Source organism: Parabacteroides sp. PM6-13, assembly GCF_029892605.1.
GTDB lineage: Bacteria > Bacteroidota > Bacteroidia > Bacteroidales > Tannerellaceae > QVMG01.
The window spans coordinates 84618-104777 of the sequence record NZ_JARXWF010000008.1 but is presented as its reverse complement, the minus strand read 5'-3'; the positions used below and the strand labels follow the sequence as shown (position 1 = coordinate 104777).

At 48.7% G+C, this 20160-nt stretch carries 18 protein-coding genes; 1 reads left to right on the top strand and 17 read right to left on the bottom strand.

From position 1 onward, the window contains the following. Positions 1 to 172: 172 nt before the first annotated feature. The 17 genes from M2134_RS09170 to M2134_RS09090 all read right to left on the bottom strand — a co-directional run bounded on the left by M2134_RS09170 (position 173) and on the right by M2134_RS09090 (position 19224). Positions 173 to 580, bottom strand: a complete 408-nt coding sequence (locus tag M2134_RS09170; protein ID WP_280751412.1) for a PaaI family thioesterase — start codon at positions 578 to 580, stop codon at positions 173 to 175. Continuing rightward, positions 577 to 2049: a cysteine--tRNA ligase gene (gene cysS, locus M2134_RS09165; RefSeq protein WP_280751325.1), complete on the bottom strand. Its 1473-nt coding sequence runs from the start codon at positions 2047 to 2049 to the stop codon at positions 577 to 579. The genes M2134_RS09170 and cysS overlap by 4 nt, the downstream gene beginning before the upstream one ends. Positions 2050 to 2115: 66 nt before the next feature. Continuing rightward, positions 2116 to 3342 carry an MFS transporter gene (locus M2134_RS09160; protein WP_280751326.1) on the bottom strand — a complete coding sequence of 409 codons (1227 nt, stop codon included), beginning with the start codon at positions 3340 to 3342 and terminating at the stop codon, positions 2116 to 2118. A 228-nt stretch (positions 3343 to 3570) separates the two neighbouring features. Next, entirely contained in the window at positions 3571 to 4323 is a 753-nt protein-coding gene (gene bioC / locus M2134_RS09155) for a malonyl-ACP O-methyltransferase BioC (RefSeq protein ID WP_280751327.1), read from the bottom strand. Further along, positions 4320 to 4970 (bottom strand): pimeloyl-ACP methyl esterase BioG family protein, encoded by a 651-nt coding sequence (locus M2134_RS09150; protein WP_280751328.1) that lies wholly within the window; start codon positions 4968 to 4970, stop codon positions 4320 to 4322. The genes bioC and M2134_RS09150 overlap by 4 nt, the downstream gene beginning before the upstream one ends. Continuing rightward, on the bottom strand, positions 4967 to 6193 hold the full coding sequence (locus M2134_RS09145) for an 8-amino-7-oxononanoate synthase (RefSeq protein ID WP_280751329.1): 1227 nt from the start codon (positions 6191 to 6193) through the stop codon (positions 4967 to 4969). The genes M2134_RS09150 and M2134_RS09145 overlap by 4 nt, the downstream gene beginning before the upstream one ends. Continuing rightward, positions 6190 to 7476: an adenosylmethionine--8-amino-7-oxononanoate transaminase gene (gene bioA / locus M2134_RS09140; protein ID WP_280751413.1), complete on the bottom strand. Its 1287-nt coding sequence runs from the start codon at positions 7474 to 7476 to the stop codon at positions 6190 to 6192. Before bioA ends, M2134_RS09145 begins: the two co-directional genes overlap by 4 nt. Next, on the bottom strand, positions 7476 to 8456 hold the full coding sequence (bioB, locus tag M2134_RS09135) for a biotin synthase BioB (RefSeq protein WP_280751330.1): 981 nt from the start codon (positions 8454 to 8456) through the stop codon (positions 7476 to 7478). Before bioB ends, bioA begins: the two co-directional genes overlap by 1 nt. Before the next feature lie 5 nt (positions 8457 to 8461). Next, complete coding sequence (locus M2134_RS09130; RefSeq protein WP_280751331.1) at positions 8462 to 8854, bottom strand: hypothetical protein; 393 nt, start codon at positions 8852 to 8854, stop codon at positions 8462 to 8464. Between the two features lie 22 nt (positions 8855 to 8876). Further along, positions 8877 to 10439, bottom strand: a complete 1563-nt coding sequence (locus M2134_RS09125) for a peptide MFS transporter (protein ID WP_280751332.1) — start codon at positions 10437 to 10439, stop codon at positions 8877 to 8879. Positions 10440 to 10467: 28 nt separating this feature from the next. Next, complete coding sequence (locus M2134_RS09120) at positions 10468 to 11535, bottom strand: DUF4831 family protein (protein ID WP_280751333.1); 1068 nt, start codon at positions 11533 to 11535, stop codon at positions 10468 to 10470. Between the two features lie 117 nt (positions 11536 to 11652). Then, positions 11653 to 12036 carry a hypothetical protein gene (locus tag M2134_RS09115; RefSeq protein WP_280751334.1) on the bottom strand — a complete coding sequence of 128 codons (384 nt, stop codon included), beginning with the start codon at positions 12034 to 12036 and terminating at the stop codon, positions 11653 to 11655. Positions 12037 to 12227: 191 nt separating this feature from the next. Then, positions 12228 to 12986, bottom strand: a complete 759-nt coding sequence (locus M2134_RS09110; protein WP_280751335.1) for a TSUP family transporter — start codon at positions 12984 to 12986, stop codon at positions 12228 to 12230. 1 nt (position 12987) lies between these two features. Further along, positions 12988 to 14499: an NAD(P)H-hydrate dehydratase gene (locus M2134_RS09105; RefSeq protein WP_280751336.1), complete on the bottom strand. Its 1512-nt coding sequence runs from the start codon at positions 14497 to 14499 to the stop codon at positions 12988 to 12990. A gap of 120 nt (positions 14500 to 14619) precedes the next feature. Beyond that, the gene (locus M2134_RS09100; protein WP_280751337.1) at positions 14620 to 15633 is read right to left on the bottom strand and encodes a S41 family peptidase; all 1014 of its coding nucleotides are present in this window, start codon (positions 15631 to 15633) and stop codon (positions 14620 to 14622) included. Positions 15634 to 15637: 4 nt separating this feature from the next. Beyond that, positions 15638 to 16495: a DUF3316 domain-containing protein gene (locus M2134_RS09095; protein WP_280751338.1), complete on the bottom strand. Its 858-nt coding sequence runs from the start codon at positions 16493 to 16495 to the stop codon at positions 15638 to 15640. Between the two features lie 5 nt (positions 16496 to 16500). Next, complete coding sequence (locus M2134_RS09090) at positions 16501 to 19224, bottom strand: DNA gyrase/topoisomerase IV subunit A (protein WP_280751339.1); 2724 nt, start codon at positions 19222 to 19224, stop codon at positions 16501 to 16503. 225 nt (positions 19225 to 19449) lie between these two features. On the opposite strand from M2134_RS09090, the gene M2134_RS09085 reads away from it, so the two are divergent. Continuing rightward, positions 19450 to 20154 (top strand): head GIN domain-containing protein, encoded by a 705-nt coding sequence (locus M2134_RS09085; protein ID WP_280751340.1) that lies wholly within the window; start codon positions 19450 to 19452, stop codon positions 20152 to 20154. Positions 20155 to 20160: the final 6 nt, after the last annotated feature.

Sequence of the window (20160 nt, the reverse complement as noted above, 5' to 3'; positions counted from 1 at the left end):
GAAGTTAAGAAGTTAAAGAAGTCAGAGAAGTTAAAGAAGTTAAGAAGTCAGAGAAGTTAAGAAGTATAATATAGACAATATCAAATTAACTTCTTTAACTTCTTAACTTCTTACTTCTTAACTTCTTTAACTTCTCTGACTTCTTACTTCTCTGACTTCTTAACTTCTTAAATTACTCAATAGCCTCAAAAGGAAGCACGGCGTCTTTGCGGTAACCGGTGCCGTTGAAGGTAGCAATCAGGTCGCCGGCCTCATTGGTAACACGCACCTCGCAATGCGCTAATCGCTTATGGTCGAACACCTCCCGGGCTTCGGCATAGAGAAAGCCCTGGCGTTCGGAACGAAAGAAGTTGATATTGGAGGAGATAGAAAAGGTAAGCCGCGCATGACTATTGGTGGCTGCCGCAAAAGCCAAATCAGCCAAAGTAAAGACAGCACCGCCCTGGCACACACCACCCCCGTTCAGGTGCATCGGTTTGATCTCCATGCGTGCCCGGGCGTATCCATTGCCCACTTCCAACAGTTCAACGCCGGCCAAAAGAGCGAACTGATCGCCCTGAAGAAATTCTTGTATGGTCATTTCAGTTTCCATTCGGCTCCTTCCTTCGTGTCCTTGATCTCAAAGCCCATGGCTGTAAGTTCGTTGCGGATCCGGTCGGAAGTGGCCCAATCTTTGTTTTCTTTTGCTTGTTGGCGGATAGACAATAAGAGGTCGACTGCCTGGCTGAAGGTGTCATAGCTGTCGCCACCTGCCGAGGCATTGTCCTCGATACCCAGGATATCAAACAGGAACAGTTGGAAAACCTCTTTCAGTTCCTGCAGGTCTGCTTCTGTCAGAGTCGCTTTGCCATCTTTCACCGTATTGATCATGCGAGCCGCATCGAAAAGATGCGAAATAGCAATCGGCGAGTTCAGGTCATCATTCAATGCGTCAAAGCATTTCTGCCGCAAACCGCTTACCTCCACCGTGGTCTCAGTGCCCGGTTGTATCTTTTCCAACGCATGATACGCATCCAGCAACCGCGCCAATCCCTTCTCGGAAGCCTGCAACGCCTCGTTACTGAAATCGACCGTGCTGCGGTAGTGCGCCTGCAGGATAAAGAAACGAATAGTCATCGGCGAATAGGCCTGCGCCAGCATCTTCGAGTTGCCGGTGAAGAACTCTTCCAATGTAATGAAGTTGCCCAATGACTTACCCATCTTCTGTCCATTGACGGTGATCATATTATTATGCATCCAATACTTCACCATATCATCGCCCTGGGAGGCCACCGACTGGGCGATCTCACATTCGTGATGCGGGAAGATCAGGTCCATGCCCCCACCGTGAATATCAAAATGTTTGCCCAGGTATTTGCGTCCCATGGCCGTACATTCGCAATGCCATCCCGGAAACCCATCGCTCCAAGGCGACGGCCAACGCATGATATGTTCCGGCTGTGCCTTTTTCCAAAGGGCAAAATCGACCGGATTGCGCTTCTCCTCCTGTCCGTCCAACGCGCGGGTGGTATTCAGCATATCTTCAATGTTACGTCCCGAAAGGATGCCGTAATGATGTTTCTGATCGTATTTCTCCACATCGAAATAGACCGATCCCTGGCTCTCGTAAGCCAGGCCGTTGTCGAGAATCTCTCTGACCAATTCGATCTGTTCGATGATATGTCCCGACGCATGCGGTTCGATGCTGGGAGGCAATACACGCAGAGCATCCATCGCCTTGTGATAACGGTTCAGGTAATACTGCACCACCTCCATCGGTTCCAGCTCTTCCAGGCGCGCCTTCTTGGCTACCTTGTCTTCGCCCTCATCGGCATCCTGTTCCAGGTGGCCCACATCGGTGATATTACGCACATAGCGCACCTTATAGCCCAGATGCTGCAGATAACGGAACAACAAGTCGAAGGTAATAGCCGGACGCGTATGCCCCAAATGCGGATCGCCATAGACCGTAGGCCCACAGACATACATACCCACATGCGGCTCATGCAAAGGAATAAACTGCTCTTTCTTTCTCGTCAGCGTATTATAAATAAATAACGGATGTTCCATAACCACTTTGTATTGCTTTAATAGAGGTGCAAAGATAGTGAAATACCTATTAAACAATCCTTAATACTACCCCTTTTTGATGCGTTGCGGTTTGATATTAGGCAGGAAGATAGCCACAAAACCCAGTAGGGGCATATAGGCACAGAAGCGATAGACCGCTTCGATGCCCTGGTGGTCGGCTACATATCCCAGTACAGCGGCAGCAATACCGGCAATGCCGAACGCCAGTCCAAAGAACAAGCCGGAAATCAATCCTACCTTGGTGGGCAACAGTTCCTGAGCATAGACCAGAATGGCCGAGAAGGCCGACGATAGGACAAAACCGATGATAATGCTCAACACACAGGTCCAGAACAGGTTGGCATAAGGCATCATCAGAGAGAAGGGCGCCGTTCCCAGGATAGAGAACCAGATCACATATTTCCGTCCGAAGCGGTCGCCCACCGGCCCACCTATAAAGGTACCTACCGCAGAGGCAAAGAGGTAGGCAAAGAGGAAGAGCTGGGAGTGCTGCGTGGTCACATCGAACTTCTCAATCAGGTAGAAGGTGTAATAATTGCTAAGACTGGCCGTATAGACATATTTAGAGAAGATCAATACGAGGAGAATACCCAGGGAATAATAGATCTGTTTCTTCCGAAGGCGTACTCGGTGGATCACCGTTTTCGATGCTTTTTTCGACTGCATATCGGCAATGCGGCGACGGTTCCATTGCGAGATGGGGCGCTTTGTCAGGATGGAAAATACGGCGATGGCAGCGAATACCAACATATATTCCTGTCCGTAGGGGGCAATAATCAATGCCGCCAACAGCGGACCGATGGCGCTTCCGAAGTTACCTCCTACCTGAAAGATCGACTGTGCCAATCCATGCCGCCCACCGGAGGCATAATGGGTCAGGCGCGAGGCTTCCGGATGGGTGATGGAAGAGCCTAATCCGACAAAGGCCACGGCCATAATCACGGCGTAGACCGAGTGGGAGAACGCCAATATCGTTAACCCTGTCGCAGTCGAGAGCGTGGCTAAGGTCAGGTACCATGTCCTAGGTTTCTTATCGAATAGGACGCCGAAAACCGGTTGAAAGACAGAGGCACAGACCTGATAGACGAAGGCGATAAGCCCGATCTGCCCGAAGCTAAGTGCCAGGTTATCACGAATAACCGGGTAGCTTGCCGAGACAACCGACTGTAGCATATCGTTTGTTAAATGGGTCAGGCTCAGTGCCAAAAGAATTTTCAAATAGGTTTGAGGATAAGAGGGCGCCGTACGCTCTACCACTGCTTTACTTTTCATGCCGCAAAAGTAGGCTTTATTTGGGAAATACACCAGTAGTCAGACTTTAGTAATAAAATGAAAACACAACACAGAGGCACGGAATAGGTAGAATACAGAGGACACAGAGAAACGCTATTGGCGCTTTCTCCCTCTGTGAACTCCCTCTTTCAAATACCTCTTCGTGCCTTTGTGTTTAAAATATAAGATGAAAACTTTTGGATCACTCCCCTAAGCAGAAAACACTGACTACTTTCGTCGCTCCGCGACAATATAAAGCGGGCGGTAGGTCAGGGGTACCCCTTCGGGGCAAGAGAAACGTTCGAGGTATTGATCTGTAAAGCGTTCGAGTTGCTTTCGCGTCCAGGGCGCGGAGTTGGTGGCGGTGACTCCTGTGTATTTCAAATGTTTCAATACCTCGGTTGGATGCTGGAAAGTCAGTCTGTTTTGCTCTTCCTGCAGGTGGTGTATATGGAAATAGGGCGAAAGCCACGCCTCCCACTCGGCGAGGGTCGGGTAGGAGAGCCCCTGACCTGTCAACTCTTTTATCTCCTGTAGGTTGTCCGGCGCAAAGACATTGCCCAGAAACAGGCCTCCGGATGGCAAAAGGGAGGCGATCTGTTCAATAAACGCAGGCAGATTCTCGATCCATTGGATGGCCGATGCCGAAGCAATCAGGTCGAATTTGCCCGGAAACAACAAATGGGAAGCGTCGCCGGCCATGAACTGCACCTCTTCCCCTTGAAGAAGAGAACGGATACCCGGTTCGCAGTCGGGGCATAGGTCGTTGATCACCCATTCCTCAACCTGGCTATATTGGTGGAGAAGGCGGGTGAAATAGGCACTACCACAGCCAATTTCCAACAGGCGGGGAAATTCTTTCCGGCCCTGCTTATCCAATAAATGGATCAGATGGTGGCAGATATGTTGCTGCACGATGGCATGTCGGTCGTAGGTCGACAGGGCACGGCTGAAGCGATGTGCGATTTGTTGTTGCGTCATAAGTCAAGTATCTCTTTCCAGCAATTAAAGATATGAAACGGATAATGGCTCCCTTCGATATGGACGACGGGCACACGGGATTGCCACCAGGCCTCTTGGTTGCTCGTAGGGAAGATCAGGTCGTGGGAGGAGATTACGGCTTTCTGCCAAGGGAATGAAGAAGATTCCATCTCCTGTTGATTGAACCGGGTATAAAGGGCAGCCAGTTCTTCCCTTACCTCCTCCAATGGGCGGGGTGGCACTGCCTCATACGCAGCCAACACTTCGCGGCTTCCACACATACGGCGGTTGAAGCGGCGAAGACCCTCTTCGTTTAGATGATCGAGTGTGCCGCGGAAGATCGCTTCCGGGATGCCATAATTGTCGTGTACCGGGTAAGGCGTTCCGTTGATCGCGGTAGCCGAATTGAACTTTATCCCGGAAAATATCCCCTGGGCAAAGAGTTGTTCGACCACCCCTACTCCCATCGACCAGGCAAGGAGGTCGATCCTTTCATAACCCGACAGCTCTCCTTCCCACTGCATATCACGGTAGTCATACACAATCCATACATCCTGATCCGCTGCTGCCTGTATCGGGTCAAACAACCGGGGCGATGCCGACCAGCCCGAAAAGAAGAGTAGGAGGGAAGGATTTCCTTGATTCATAGCACCTCTCCCCCCTGCCCCCTCTCCACAAGAGAGGGGGTGTAATCACCATCAAATAGCAAACCCTCTAACTTCATCCCCCCTCTCTTGTGGAGAGGGGGCCAGGGGGAGAGGTCCTCTAAGGATATGTTGGCCGTCAGCGAGAAGCGGATGCGCGAGGTGCCTTGTGGCACCGTGGGCGGGCGGATAGCTAAGGCGTAATAGCCACCCTCTTGCAGTTGGGAAGCTGCCTCAATTGCCACCTGGCTATCGCCCAATATATAAGGGACGATATGACTTTCGCTGATTTCTCCGCCTACGCCGGATAAGGATTCACGCAGGTGGCGGCTGATCGTTTCCAATTGTTCGCGCTCGTTCCAAAACTCCGGGAGCTTTTCAAAGATGAATTCAGTCCAGGCAATCTGCAGCGGTGGCAAGGCCGTGCTGAAGATCAATGGACGCATGGTGTTTACCAAATAGTCGCGGATCACCCGGTCGCACACCAGGTAGGCACCCATCGAGGCCAATGCCTTGCCGAAGGTACCGACCAATAGGTCGATCTCCGCGATGCAACCGGACTCTTCCGCCACACCCAAGCCTGTTTCGCCGAAGACACCGACAGCGTGTGCCTCGTCGACATACAATAATAGATTCGGATAACGCCTCTTTATCTCTGTCAGGCGGCGCAGGTCGGCTTTGTCGCCATCCATGCTGAAAACGCTTTCGGTCACCACGATCACCTGTTCATACGCCGTTGCCTCCTTCGCCAGAAGACGTTCTAATTGCTCATAGTCGTTATGCCGAAAGCGATGAAACGGTGCCCCGCTCAGGCGTATCCCGTCGATCAGACTGGCATGCACCAGTTTGTCGGCGACGATCAGCGTCTTTTTGTCGGCCAGGGCGGGCAGGATACCGATATTGGCATGGTAGCCGCTGTTGAAGATAAGCGCCGCTTCGCGTTCGAAGCGTTCGGCTAATAATTTCTCCAAAGAGGAATAAACGGCATAATTGCCCGTCAACAGGCGCGAAGAGGTAGAAGAAAAAGGAAGCCCTCCACCCCGCTCTTCCATAAACTCCCGGCGCAATTCCTCCCGGGCAGCCAATCCCAGGTAATCATTGGAGGAGAGGTTCAACATACGCTTGCCGTTGCGCTCGATGTATTTCCCGTCGTGGTGGATATCGGGCAGGCTTCGCAGGTTACCGCTGGCTTTCAATTGATCCAGTTCACGTTGCCAATCTTTCATTTTTCGATTGTTTTTAGGACGCGGAGTAATCCTCCGGTTAGGATAGATAATTCATCCGCTGTGATAATAAACGGAGGCATGAGGTAGACCATTCGCCCGAAAGGGCGCACCCAGATGCCCTCCCGTACGAAGAGGCGCTGCATAACGGCCATATCGACCGGTTCTTTCATCTCCACCACACCAATGGCGCCCAGGACGCGCACCTCGGCTACCGATAAGAGTTTGCGGGCAGGCATTAATTCTTCCGCCAGTTGTTTCTCTATTCGTTGTACATTTTCCTGCCAGCTGCTATCTAACAGGAGCGACAGAGAGGCCGAGCCGACGGCACAGGCCAATGGATTGCCCATAAAGGTCGGACCGTGCATAAAGCAACCTGCCTCGCCGGAGCAGATGGTTTCGGCAATAGCAGTCGTTGTCAGGGTAGCCGAAAGCGTCATATATCCTCCCGTCAATGCCTTGCCAATGCACATGATGTCGGGCACCACGCCGGCATGTTCCCAGGCAAAGAGTTTGCCTGTGCGTCCGAATCCGGTGGCGATCTCGTCGAAGATCAGGAGAATATCATGTTTATCGCATAATTTGCGTGCTTCGATCAGGTATTGAGGCGCATAGAAATACATACCACCCGCGCCCTGTACGATGGGTTCCAGGATCAGGGCGGTGATCTCATCGCCTTTCTCCTCAAACAGCTGCCGCAAGGGGCGAATCGCCTCCTCGTTCCACTCCTCCCGGAAACGAACCGAAGGCTGAGGAACAAAGTAATGAACCGGCAGGCTTCCGCCGAAAAGACCATGCATACCGGTGACCGGATCGCATACCGACATGGCATGCCAGGTGTCACCGTGGTAGCCATTTCGGATGGTGGCCAGCTTCTTTTTCCTGTTTTGTCCGCGCGATTGGCGGTATTGCAATGCCATCTTTAGGGCTACCTCCACAGCAACCGAACCGCTATCGGCATAAAAGAGTTTGTTTAGTGAAGGAGGAAGCAATGGAAGCAATTTCGATGCCAATTCAACAGCCGGCTCATGCGTGAAGCCACCGAACATGATATGGCTCATTTTCTTCAACTGACGCTCTACGGCAGCGTTCAATACCGGATGGTTATAGCCGTGAACGGCTGCCCACCACGACGACATACCGTCCACTAAACGAGTGCCGTCTTTCAGCGTGATAACTACGCCATCGGCACGTTCCACCGGGTAGACCGGCAGGGGATCGATGGTCGAGGTATAGGGATGCCAGAGGTGCTCCCGGTCGAAATGTAAGAGTTCTTCGGTCGTCATCATCCTTTCCAATCGGTGTTTTCGGTTAATGAATAGTCCATGGCAGCGAATAAGCACTTATCTTCTTCCGCCCGGCTGCCGAGCGTCGTCAGCAGGTCGCCGGTAATGGCGGCATTCACGCCAATATAGAGGGCTTTTTGTTGCACTTCCGGCGACAACAAGGCCCGTCCGCCCGAGAAGCGCAGGTAGGCTTCGGGGTTGATAAAGCGGAAAAGAGCAATGGTGGTCAGGATCTCCTCCTCGCTGAGCGGTGGCGTATCGGCCAATGGTGTGCCGGGAATGGGTTGCAGGAGGTTGAGCGGAATGGAGCGTACCGAGGCATTCCGCAGGAAGAGTGCCATCTCGATCCGTTGCTCCATCGTCTCCCCCATGCCGATAATCCCGCCCGAACAGATGCGGAAACCTACTTCGCGTGCTGCCTGGATGGTGCGCATCTTGTCTTCGATCGTGTGCGTGGTGCATAAAGTCCCGAAGTGAGAAGGTGCCGTTTCGATATTGCAATGGTAGTTTTCTACGCCGCTATCAAACAGGATCTGCAATTCATCCTTCTCCAGAAGACCCATCGAAGCGCAGCATTTGATATCAGAGGCGCTACGGATGGCTTGTACGGTCGTTGCCAAGGCGTTTACTTCCCGGCGCGATAATCGTTTGCCGCTAGTGACCAATCCGAAACGTCCGATGCCCTGTCGCCGGTTATAGACTGCCTGCTGTACACATTCTTCCACGGGAAGAAGGGGGTAACAGGTCACTTTCGTCGCATGATGTCCCGACTGGGCGCACCATTTACAATCCTCACTGCAATTGCCACTTTTGGCGTTTACGATCGAGCAGCTATCGAACCGGTTGCCCATCATGGAGCGGGTAATGGCATGCGCTGCTTCGTAGAGCGCCTCTTTGTCAGGAGATGTTGCCAATGCCATGGCCTGTCCGGGTGAGAGCGTCTCGCCATGCAGGACGAGTTGTTTACAAGTTTCTATCATATTTATTACATGAAAAAAGCGGAGAAGTTCCCTATAAGGAGCTTCTCCGCTTTCTTATTATTAATTGAAAACGAATCAAATGAAATGATCGATGAAACAGCTATCGGCTGAACCGCCGGCTTTCCAATCAACCAAAGAAGTAATTCCTGCCAGAGAAACTCCGGGCTATCGGTTCCTTCCTGGTTATTCTCTTCTGCCACTCCTATCGAAGCGGATATTTCTGTAAGGAGTGTATGCAGACTGACTTGCTTCACATAAAAGCGATCCGCCAGCCGGGAAGCCAGCCTACCGATATTCACCGTATGGTGCAGGCTGACAAAAGCAGCATACCCCTTCCGGCTCCATCGTTTGAAACGGAGTGCATTATGCGCGGAAGGTGTATATTGCTTTTGCTGCATATTGTTTATAAGATCGTTTGTCTTACGAATTCGTGATTCTTTCCAGCCATTTTACCATGGAGAGCATAACGAGCATGGAGAGTCCCGTCGCAATAACGAACACCAGCCAGCAAGCCCAAATAGGCACGGAGGTATAAAGCAAACCGCCAATGAACAGGATGGAGTTACCAATAGCAGTGGCAGCCAGCCAGCAACCTTGCATCAATCCTTGCAAATGCGGAGGAGCTACCTTGGATACGAACGACAATCCAAGCGGAGAGATAAACAATTCCGCTACGGTCAGGATAAAGTACATACCAATCATAACCCATGGAGTCACTTTCATTGCATCTAACTCAACAGCGCTCATTGTTGACAATGTTTCTTTTGCCGGCAGAGCGAAAGAGAATACCATCAGGAAGATATAGGCGATAGCAGCGATACCCATCCCTATCGCAATCTTCATCGGGGTGGAAGGCTCTTTGCCGCGTTTCTTCAATGCACCGAACAGCCACATCACAAGCGGGGTAAGCGTAACCACAAAGAACGGGTTTACACTTTGGAATATCTCGGCTCCCTTGATCACAACAAAGCCTAAGTCGATGTTGATAACGCTCAGATCCACGTAGTCACGAGCGAAGTAGGTCAGCGAATAACCATTCTGATGGAAAGAGAGCCAGAAGAAGATAACAACACCAAATACAGCAAACAAAGCATAGATACGTTGTTTGATTTCCTGGATGCTCATGGTTACCTCTTCTTTTGTGATTGTGCTGCCTTCTGTGGCAGGTGCCTTCTTTTGTGCCGGATCCGGGAATGTTTTCTTATTCACCAGGAAGATAACCAGTGAAATCAACATAGCTACAATGGCTGCGCCAAAAGCATATTGGAAACCGGTATTAAACACATCCAGGTACTGGTTTACAAACGCACCTAAGTCGGTCACTGCAGAACCGTCGAGGGTAGCTGCGTTCGCGTATTCCGTTAAACGGGTCAGCGATTCGGCCGGCATGGCAGAACCCTCACCAACGTATTGATGGCAAAGCTCGGGCAATGAGGCGTTATAATCGAAGTTATGCGCTTTCAACCACCAGTTTCTTACCATGATAGCGATAAATGGCGCAAAGAATCCTCCGATATTGATAAACATGTAGAAGATCTGGAATCCGGAGTCTCTTCTGTCAGAATACTTGGGGTTATCATACATCTGTCCGACCAAAGCCTGCAGATTCCCTTTGAATAATCCGTTACCAAAAGCAATCACCAATAGTCCGCCGCATGTCAGAGCCAGGTATAAGCCCATGTTAGGAACAGGAGTCGGAGTAGGGATGGCAATGATTAGGTAACCTACCGCCATGAGGATCAATCCGGTAAGGATCGTTCCTTTGTAATTTTTCGTTTTATCAGCGATGATCCCACCCACTAACGCAAGCAGGTAAATGGATGCATAAAATGCTGAATAAATATAACCTGTAGTAGTCTCTGATAATCCAAACTTAGACGAAATGAATAATGTCAGGATTGCCATCATAATGTAGAACCCGAAGCGTTCGCCCATATTAGAAAGAGCTGCTCCGATTAAACCTTTGGGATGATTTTTGAACATGTGTTTTAAGTATTAAATTAGTATTTAGTTATTGAATGATTTGCTTAATGGCGCCTGTTTCCGGATAGAACAACACCTTCACCGGTGCTTTTTTATCCTCAAACATGACAGAAGCCAGGCTCTCTATGCTGCCGAACTGGGTGACCTGTACTTCGGCTTTTAATAGGGTTTTCTGGTTGGTTAAAATCTCTACGCTGGCTTTACCCGGCAGGTTGTAGATCACCCCTTTGCCGTTCTTGAGTTTCTTTTCCGCCTCTTTCGGATCCATATGCGGGATACGCTCAGTGGCCTTCAGATTCATATAGACCGGAGCGCCGCCCAGGTCGTCGGCATCGACAATACCCAGCTTCTCAGAGAAACGGAAAAGCACCTCTTTATTCAGGTTGTCGTAGGGCACGACAGTCACTTCATGCAGTTCGGTAGAGCGGGTAACAACACCGGTAAACAGGTTCGACAGGGCTTTCTCGCGCTCTTCTAACTGATCGATCACAATCTGCATCGCCGTGCCGTCGGGAGGCAGGTTGTCGGCTTCGCCCGTCAGGATATTCAAACGGCTTTCGCGGATGCGGTAGATGTCTTTGGCGGCAATCTCTGCCTGGCGGGCAGTCGATCCGGCCATAAGCAGCTCTTCGGAGAAGACCGATACATTCACCACCTCCACCGGCTCCGCTTTTTTCTTGCGCAGTATCTCCAGTGCCGATTCTTCCGCCACATAGTCCGCGTTGATGGCACAGAGTAATCCCTCTTCCGTCAGGTAGGCATACGGAGCTACCGTGCCGGCTTTGAACTCCAACAGGAAACTCTTTTCGGGGTCGGGCACACCTACATTCGAGAGGTTGATCTTCCCTAATTGATAATACACCCTATCTTCCGTGATGACATCTTTCACCCCCAGGTATTTTTCCGCATATTGATAGTAAGGACCTGCTTTACAGGTTATTTTTATCACCTCGGCGGTAATGACCAGGTTCGTTTGAGGCAGGGAATAGGTAATGCCGTAATTATTGGCTTTTACAGCATTTTTCTTAACAAGCTTGGTTTGCGACATAACAGAAAGGGGTAACAACAAGCTTATTATGATCAATATATTTTTCATATGTATTCCTCTTTTAGGCTATGACTATCGCACAAAACTAAATATTATTTTGTTAGTAACCAACCACAAAAGCACAAATTACAGTCTAAAAGCTTTTAAGCTATGTAAAACAAATCGCTAATCTATCTCTTCGACACGATCCAGTACTTTGGTATTTAGCATATATGTATTCAAGGCATAAACAGGGGTGGCCACCGAGGAGGTGAACACATATTCCTCTCCCACTTCAGGGATAACCAGCGGAAAAGCTTCCAATTCGGCATAGACAATCTCTCCGGGATCGATATAGATCGTTGCCGAATGAGTCACTTCCATTTTCACAACCAGCATGTGGAAACGATTCTCTTTTTTTCCATGGGCAGGTGTCATTTTTCCTACATCCAACACCTTTCCTCCCCATTGGTGCTCATGCGCAGCAGATAATTCATCCTGTCTATTACATGAACATCCTCCTACCACCAATAGAAACAGCGCTGCGTATAACAAAATAAATTTTTCCATTTTCTTCCTGTTTTATAGACGTGATAACCTATTCTATCTTTCTTATTTATAGAACAGTAAAGGAAGAGTTATTGTTTTTTGGCGGGAGCTATTCCCTATACAATAAAAAATTCTCACGCGGGTGAGAATTTTTTCTCATGCGGGTGAGAATAAAAATTTCGGGTAGGTTTACGTTTTTTAGTTGACTCGATTTAGATCACATCCCAGACCAATTTGATCATCAAAAGCGTTAAAACCAATATCAATATCGGACGAACGATTTTAGGACCGTTTTTAATGGCCAGACCGCTTCCGATATAATGTCCGGCAATGGCACAGAGGGCGGCGGGGATGCCTACTGCAAAGAGGATTTTACCCTCTATCAGGAATACTGCCAGGGAGGCGAGGTTGGAAGTCAGGTTCACCAGTTTGGCATTTCCCATGCTGGTCAATAGGTCGAAGCCAAGGACAGAGGTATAAGCCAGGATCAGGAAGGTGCCTGTGCCCGGTCCGAAAAAGCCGTCATAACCTCCGATAACAAAGCCAATAATGGAAGAGAGGATAATGATCCGCCTTTTCGATAGCTGCTTCGGCGTGATCGCCGCCAGGTTCTTTTTCTTGAACACGATCATGGCGATCACCGGTACCCCTGCAATCAATACATACTGCAGGACTTTTGCTTCCATATGCACCGCAATCTTGGTGCCGATGGCCGAACCGATAAGGGCAAAAATGACAGAAGGAATGGCGCTGGTAAGGTTATAGCTTTTGTTTTTCACAAAGCGCATGGTACTGAAAAAAGTACCGATGCAGCTACTAAACTTATTTGTCCCCAGCGCAAAATGCGGCGTTAAGCCCGCCACATGATAGGAAGGAAGTGAGATAAGCCCACCGCCTCCCGCAATGCTATCAATAAACCCGCTGATAAATATCAACGGACAAAGAATAATCAACTGTTCAAGGTAAGTCATTTCACTTCAATTGCTTGAAGGCTTTTCCAAGCATGTCGGTGATGTCGCCGGCGATCATGCTTTCTTCGGAAAGAAGAGAGGCGGCGAGATCGCCTGCTACGCCATGTAAATAAACACCTAAGAGGGAGGCTTCTTTCGGACTGTAGCCTTGCGACAATAATCCCAAGAGGATGCCTGTCAATACATCTCCGCTTCCGGCTGTTGCCATGCCCGGGTTGCCGCTGATATTGAAAAAGATCTCCCCCTCCGGCGTGCAAATAGCAGTGTAGGCTCCTTTGAGCACGATATAGACCTGTCGGTTGCGGGCAAAAGCAGAGGCTTTGTGCAGACGTTCGAATCCTCCTACATTCTCTCCGGTCAAACGATCGAACTCTTTCGGATGGGGAGTCAGGATGCTATTGGCAGGAATCTTATGGAAGAGATCATAATTGGCTGACAGGAGATTGAGCGCATCGGCATCGATCACCATCGGTTTGTCGGCTCTGTCCATCGTGCGTTCGAAGGCGGCAGCCGTCTCAATGCTGTGTCCGATACCCGGTCCAATGCCGATGGCTGCATAATTGCTCAAGTCAGGGACGTTGGTGAAACGCTCCTGATGAATGTCAAAGCTAAGCATGGCTTCAGGCAGTGCCGTTTGGAATATTTGTTCGCCTCGTTGGGGAATATGCACAGTCAATAAACCGGCCCCTGCCCGCAGGCAGCCACGAGCGGCCAACAGAGCGGCTCCCATCTTACCCCGGCTCCCGGCAATCAACAATGCATGTCCGAAGGTGCCTTTATGGGCAAAGCGATCGCGTGGCTTAAGCAGTTTCGATATTTCCGCTTCCGTCACCATCCGATAAGGTGTTTGCATCTGCTCAATGGCCGAAGGATGCAGATTGATATCCAATACCTTCCAATCGCCTGTATAGGCATTATTCTCCGGCAAAAGGAATGCCAGTTTAGGGAAACCAAACGTAAAGGTATGATCGGCCCGGATAATCGTCTCCGGATTATTCGTCCGGTTGTCTTCGCCAAACAGTCCGGAAGGGATATCGATCGAAACAACCGTTGCTTCGGATTGATTGATATACTTTACTACCGCAGCAAAACCACCGGTTAACGGACGGTTGAGTCCCGAACCAAACAATCCGTCGATCACGATATCGCGCCGTGTCAACAGCGGGGGCACAAATTCTCCGTTGATCTCATTAAATTCAGCGTCGCTGTTATGAACCAATTCATGACGGTTGTGATCACATTCCGCCGACAGATGCTTGTTTGGGTTGAACAGATAGACCTCTACCTGATAGGACTCATCGGATAACAGACGGGCAACAGCCAAGGCATCCGCTCCGTTATTTCCCTGACCGGCAAAGACAATCACCCGCGACTGACGGGAGAAGGAGCGACGAAATTCATTGACAAAGACGGTAGAGGCGCGTTCTACTAAATCTATCGATTTGATTGGTTCATGTTCGATTGTATATTGATCGATTTCTTTTACCTGCTGTGTGGTAAATATCTTTATCATGACTGCTGTTTTTTGATGCGATTGGTTTCTGCTTACAAACGTACAAAAAAATGAATAACGAAAAAACCAACGCCTCTTGTTTTCACCAAGAAAGAGAGATAAGGAGGATATTCCACCCCATTATTCGGATAAACGAAGAAAATGAATGGCTCTTTCTATCAGTGTATCCCTTCCTTTCATACTATCTTCTGTCGTCAGACTCACATGAATATCAGGATCTATCCCAAACTCGGTATGTTCTTTCTTCTCGTTGAGCATCGGACTGGCTGAGAAACGTATACTCCAACCATTGGGCAATTCCGAGTGGAAAGGAAAACCACTGCCACCACCGGTGCGATCGCCCAGGATGGTCGCCTGTGACATCCGGCTCATTTTCTGTACAAAATTGTTGGCAGCACTGTAACAACGACGGTTTGTCAACACCACCACCGGGCGTGTCCAATGAATACGTTCCGAAGGAAGGAGGTAGATCGGATAGGGATCAGAAAAACGGGCATGTCCCCTACCCGTCTTGTGTTGTATATAGCCAACCAGGGTTTTCTCATCGGGAAAGCGGGAAGCGATGCGGTCGGAATTGGAAAGGGTACCGCCTCCGTTATCACGTATGTCGATAATCAACCCATGACACGCTTTGAAATAATCGAATATATCGTCTAACTGGCTATCACCGATCCCGGTAGCAAAGCTACCATAATAGATATAACCAATCCTTCCCTCATCTAAGGTGCGGTATTTAATGCCTCCGACCTGCTTGTATTCGTTAGATTTTCCGAGGTAATTGTTCAGAATATCACTCGAAAAGTTCGCCGGATAGTCTTCATACCACGCCCAATAACGGGAGGTATTGAAAGAGGAGATCAGGTTGGTATGTCCGTCCTTCAATTCTTCGAGCATTTTTCCTAATAGATCAAACAACTCATACTGATCCATCGACTCATGAACCTGCGGGCTGTAACGGTCGTACACCTCCTGCCAATCGATCTGTTTGTAATCAAAGAAGCAATAATATTCATCCATGATTTTCCACAACGCCTCGAAATTCTCCCGGGGAGAATGCATATCGGTTCTTTCCGCTTCGCAGGCTGTCAGCAGAATCCCAATATAGAGCACTATATAGAATATTCTTCTGTACATTAGGTTAATAATAAGCGCTCCGGTAGCGTTCTTTTTCTTTCAGGCGTTTGCCCCCGAAAGAGATAAATTCTTTCACTACGCCAATCATAAACGAGTGGGATTGAATATGCGTTTGTATATCATTCACATCGGTGTAATAATAGTTATAGAGGTAACCCGCGCGAACGGTGAATGCCTTAGTGGAGAAGTCGACCGTCAGGTAATTCTTGATGGCAAATTTATTATGAAACGAATTGAAACGGACGATGCCGTCGTAGTTCTTCAGGTTGAATATCTCGTAATAGGACTGTCCGAAATGGGGGGAAAACATCAGTCCTCCCACCGGCAGCTCCAGTTGATAGCGAAGAGTAAATGGATAGTTGCGCAGTCGCGTATGATAGATCGCCAACAGGGAGAGATTCAGGTCGATATCCACCTTGGCAGAAGCCGGGTTGTTGCCATTGCGCGTATTGTAAATAAAACCGGCCATACCCCGGGCAGAGGCACCTGTCAGGATCTTCAGGTTGTGTAAAGGATATAAATGATAATGATAACCCAGGCTATAATCGATAAAACCGGCAAAATCGGTCGCAGACTCAGCCGGATTATCCGTCTTGGCTACGTCGATATTGAGGATTTGTTGGCGGGAAAAGCGGTAATCAGCCCAACGAACCATCTTCATGCGTTCGTTCAGAATGCGCAATCCCCATCCCGCATAATCGACCTCCTTGCCAGGAGTCAGGTAGGTGTCTTTGAGTCTGTAGCCTCCTGCCCCTATCAGGGTTGCCTCGTTGACCGACCACGGCTCACCTCCTTTATCCGATTGTGCTTGCAAAGGCAAAACCAAACAACAAAGGAACAGTATAAGGAGGTGGCGGTTCATGGCATTTAGTCGTCGAATAACTTCATCTGCCCTGTGATCTCGTCGATAATATCGGTATTACTTTTGCGTTCTTCTTCCGGTTCATCTTCCTCATCGGTTTCTACCGTTTGTGACTCTTCCGCTTGTGTTTCCGGATCAGGGAATCGGGTAGGTTCCAATTCGTTGATCGTCTTCACTTCGAAGGTAGTGATACGCTTTCCTTTCGCCTTGAATCCTTTCACGCCGATAAACTCTTCGGCATCGATCACCAACGGTTCGCGGAAATCGTCATTACCCCCGAAGATCACCTCGATGCGCGGATAGACCTCGTCGGTCAATAGGAACAGACGGCTTTCCGGGTTCTCTCCGATGAAATTCTGTTTACGCGGTGTTGCCTCCAGTTGGAAACGTTTGAGGTAACGGAAGCCCTGATCGGCATCGTAGAGGGCACATGTCCACACCTTATGGGCGTCATATTTCTCAATGATCAGAATATTATCTTCGTAATGGTTGCTTACGTCGAAATTAGTTGTGTAGAAATCACCATTGCGCAAGATTACCAGGATGCGGTCGTCGCTCTGGAACTCGCCCAAATGGTCGCCACGTCCATCGTAATTGAGGCGCAATACATCCCAATCGAACCATACCTCGCGGCCACCCAAGGTAGAGCCTCCTTTCTGCTTCAGAGATATCTTATGTATCTCGAACTTCGTCAGGATATTTCCCATCGAAGCACGTCCTTTGATCAATATTTCACTGAAGTCTTTTTCATACTGCAGTGTTTTCAAGCGGGGTTTGGGTTTGAGGATATATTTTATCGTCTCTGCTTCGCCATTCGGGTTGGCACTGAAATAGAGGATACGAGAACCTTTTGTTCCCTGTGTTACGTCGTATTCTTTGTCGCGGCTGACACCTGTTACGGAGAAACGTTTGATGTAATTGAATCCCTCTTTCCCGTCTCGGTAGATCACGTTGTAGATCGTACGCTTGTCGTTTTTCTTGAATACATCGACATAAAGGATATCTTTCCCAACAAACATCTTGTCGCTCACCTTGACAATCTTGTACACACCACTGCGATAGAATATGATAATATCGTCAATCGTCGAGCAATTACAGATCAGTTCATCCTTTTTCAATGACATACCGATAAATCCTTCCGCCCGGTTGATATAGAGCTTTTCGGTGGCTTCCACCACCTTGGTAGCTTCGATCGTGTCGAAGTTACGAATCTCCGTATGCCGCGGATAGTTCTTGCCATACTTTTCTTTCAGCATGGTGAACCAGTCGATGGTATATTGAACGATATGCTCCAGGTTGAAATCGATCTTTTTGATCTCTTCCAGGATCTGGGCAATCTGCTCTTCGTTCTTTTTCGCATTGAATTTGAGGATACGAGCCATCTTGATCTCCATCAGATGAAGGATATCATCGCGGGTTACCTCCCGGATCAATTTCGGCTTGAACGGTTCCAGGCGCGAATCGATATGGAGGATTGCTTCGTCCATATTCTTGGCATTTTCGAAGCTCGCGTCTTTATATATTCTCTCTTCAATGAAGATCTGCTCCAGCGAGGCGAGAAACAGCGATTCTTGCAATTCGGCTTTTTGTATCTCCAGTTCGGAACGCAGTAGCCCCAACGTATGATCGGCTGAGTTACGCAACACATCGCTGACAGTTAGGAAGTAGGGCTTATTGTCGCGAATCACGCAACAGTTAGGCGATATGCTGGTTTCACAGTCGGTGAAAGCATACAACGCGTCGATCGTCTTATCCGAAGATACACCAGGTGCCAGATGCACCAAGATCTCTACGTTCTGCGCTGTATTATCGTCTACTTTACGGATCTTGATCTTATTCTTTTCATTGGCCTTCAGGATCGATTCAATCAAGGTCGAAGTGGTCTTCCCGAAAGGAATCTCTGTAATGACCAATGTTTTATTATCGAGCTTGCTTATCTTGGCACGTACCTTGACCGAGCCACCCCGTTCGCCGTCGTTGTATTTGGTTACGTCGATCTGTCCTCCGGTCAGGAAGTCGGGATAGAGGGTGAATTCTTCCTCTTTGAGGTAAGAGACGCAGGCGTCGAGTAGTTCGTTGAAGTTATGCGGTAATATTTTCGAAGAGAGCCCAACGGCAATCCCTTCTACGCCCTGTGCCAATAACAAAGGAAATTTCACCGGAAGCGTGATCGGCTCTTTGTTACGTCCATCGTATGAGCTTTGCCAGGCAGTTGTTTTGGGGTTGAAAACCGTTTCCAACGCGAACTTGGTCAGGCGCGCTTCGATATAACGCGGAGCAGCTGCCCCGTCACCCGTCAGGATATTCCCCCAGTTTCCCTGGCAATCGACCAATAGGTCTTTTTGTCCCAGCTGCACCAGGGCATCACCGATCGATGCGTCGCCATGTGGGTGAAACTGCATAGTATGCCCCACAATGTTCGCCACTTTATTGTAGCGCCCGTCATCTAAGCGTTTCATCGAATGCAGGATACGGCGCTGCACGGGCTTCAACCCATCGTTGATATGCGGCACGGCACGCTCCAGGATTACATAAGAGGCGTAATCCAGGAACCAATTCTGATACATTCCCGACAGGAGATGCACCGTCCGGTTTGGCTTATCAGGCAATTTATAATCGGAATGTCCCTGCTCGTCTGTCGTTTCGGATCCTTGCAGATCCTGATTATCCTCTACAGGGTTTTCATTTTCATTTAGTTCTTGCTTTTCATCCATATCCTCTTCTCTCATATGATCGTCTGCTTTCTGCTCTTTTTTTTTACTATGGTATCACAAAATTGGCTGTAAATATACTGAATTGTCATGAAAAAACCTACAGACACGGGGCAGACATAAGTCATTTGGGGTAGGACATCCGCTTACACTCTTTTTTAGAAAATAACTCCATTCCTATGCAACTTTTATAGAAATGAATCGTCTAATAAGAAAATATCAATCAAAAAAATGATAAAGTATATGAATACGAAAATGATTACTACCTTACTATTTTTACTTCTTATAAACACATTGAGTTACGGACAAAATAAAAGCGAAAACCGCAGTATCGGAAGTTTTGATGGGATCACTGTTTGCTGTGGGATCGACCTCTATATCACCGAAGGAAATTCGTCTGAGATAACGGTAGAAACCAATTTTCCTGAATATCTTTCCCGTATCCTGACAGAGGTGAAAAATAATACATTGAAAATATCTTTTGATGGTAATATCATTAATAAACGCCCCAATACGATGTGGATGAAAGTATATGTTTCAGCCAATAACCTGACAGCTATCAAGGCATCATCGGGCGCGGATGTATATAGTACAACCCCTTTATCGGCCCATGATATAAAGCTCTCTGCCAGTAGCGGCGCGGATATAAAGATCGAACTGAACGCACAAAGCCTGGATTGCTCGGCTTCATCGGGTAGTGATATCAAACTAACAGGAACAGCTGTTTACGCCCTGGCAAAAGCATCCAGTGGGAGTGATATCAATATGAGAAATATGGTCGTAAAGAAAGCGGAAGCATCAGCTTCCTCCGGCAGCGATGTAATCCTGCATGTGACAGAAGAACTGAAAGCCAAAGCAAGCAGCGGAGGGGATGTAACCTACAAAGGAAACCCGAAAACCGTCGACAAGAAAAAGAGTTCAGGCGGCGGTGTTCGGGCTATCAACTAATCAAAA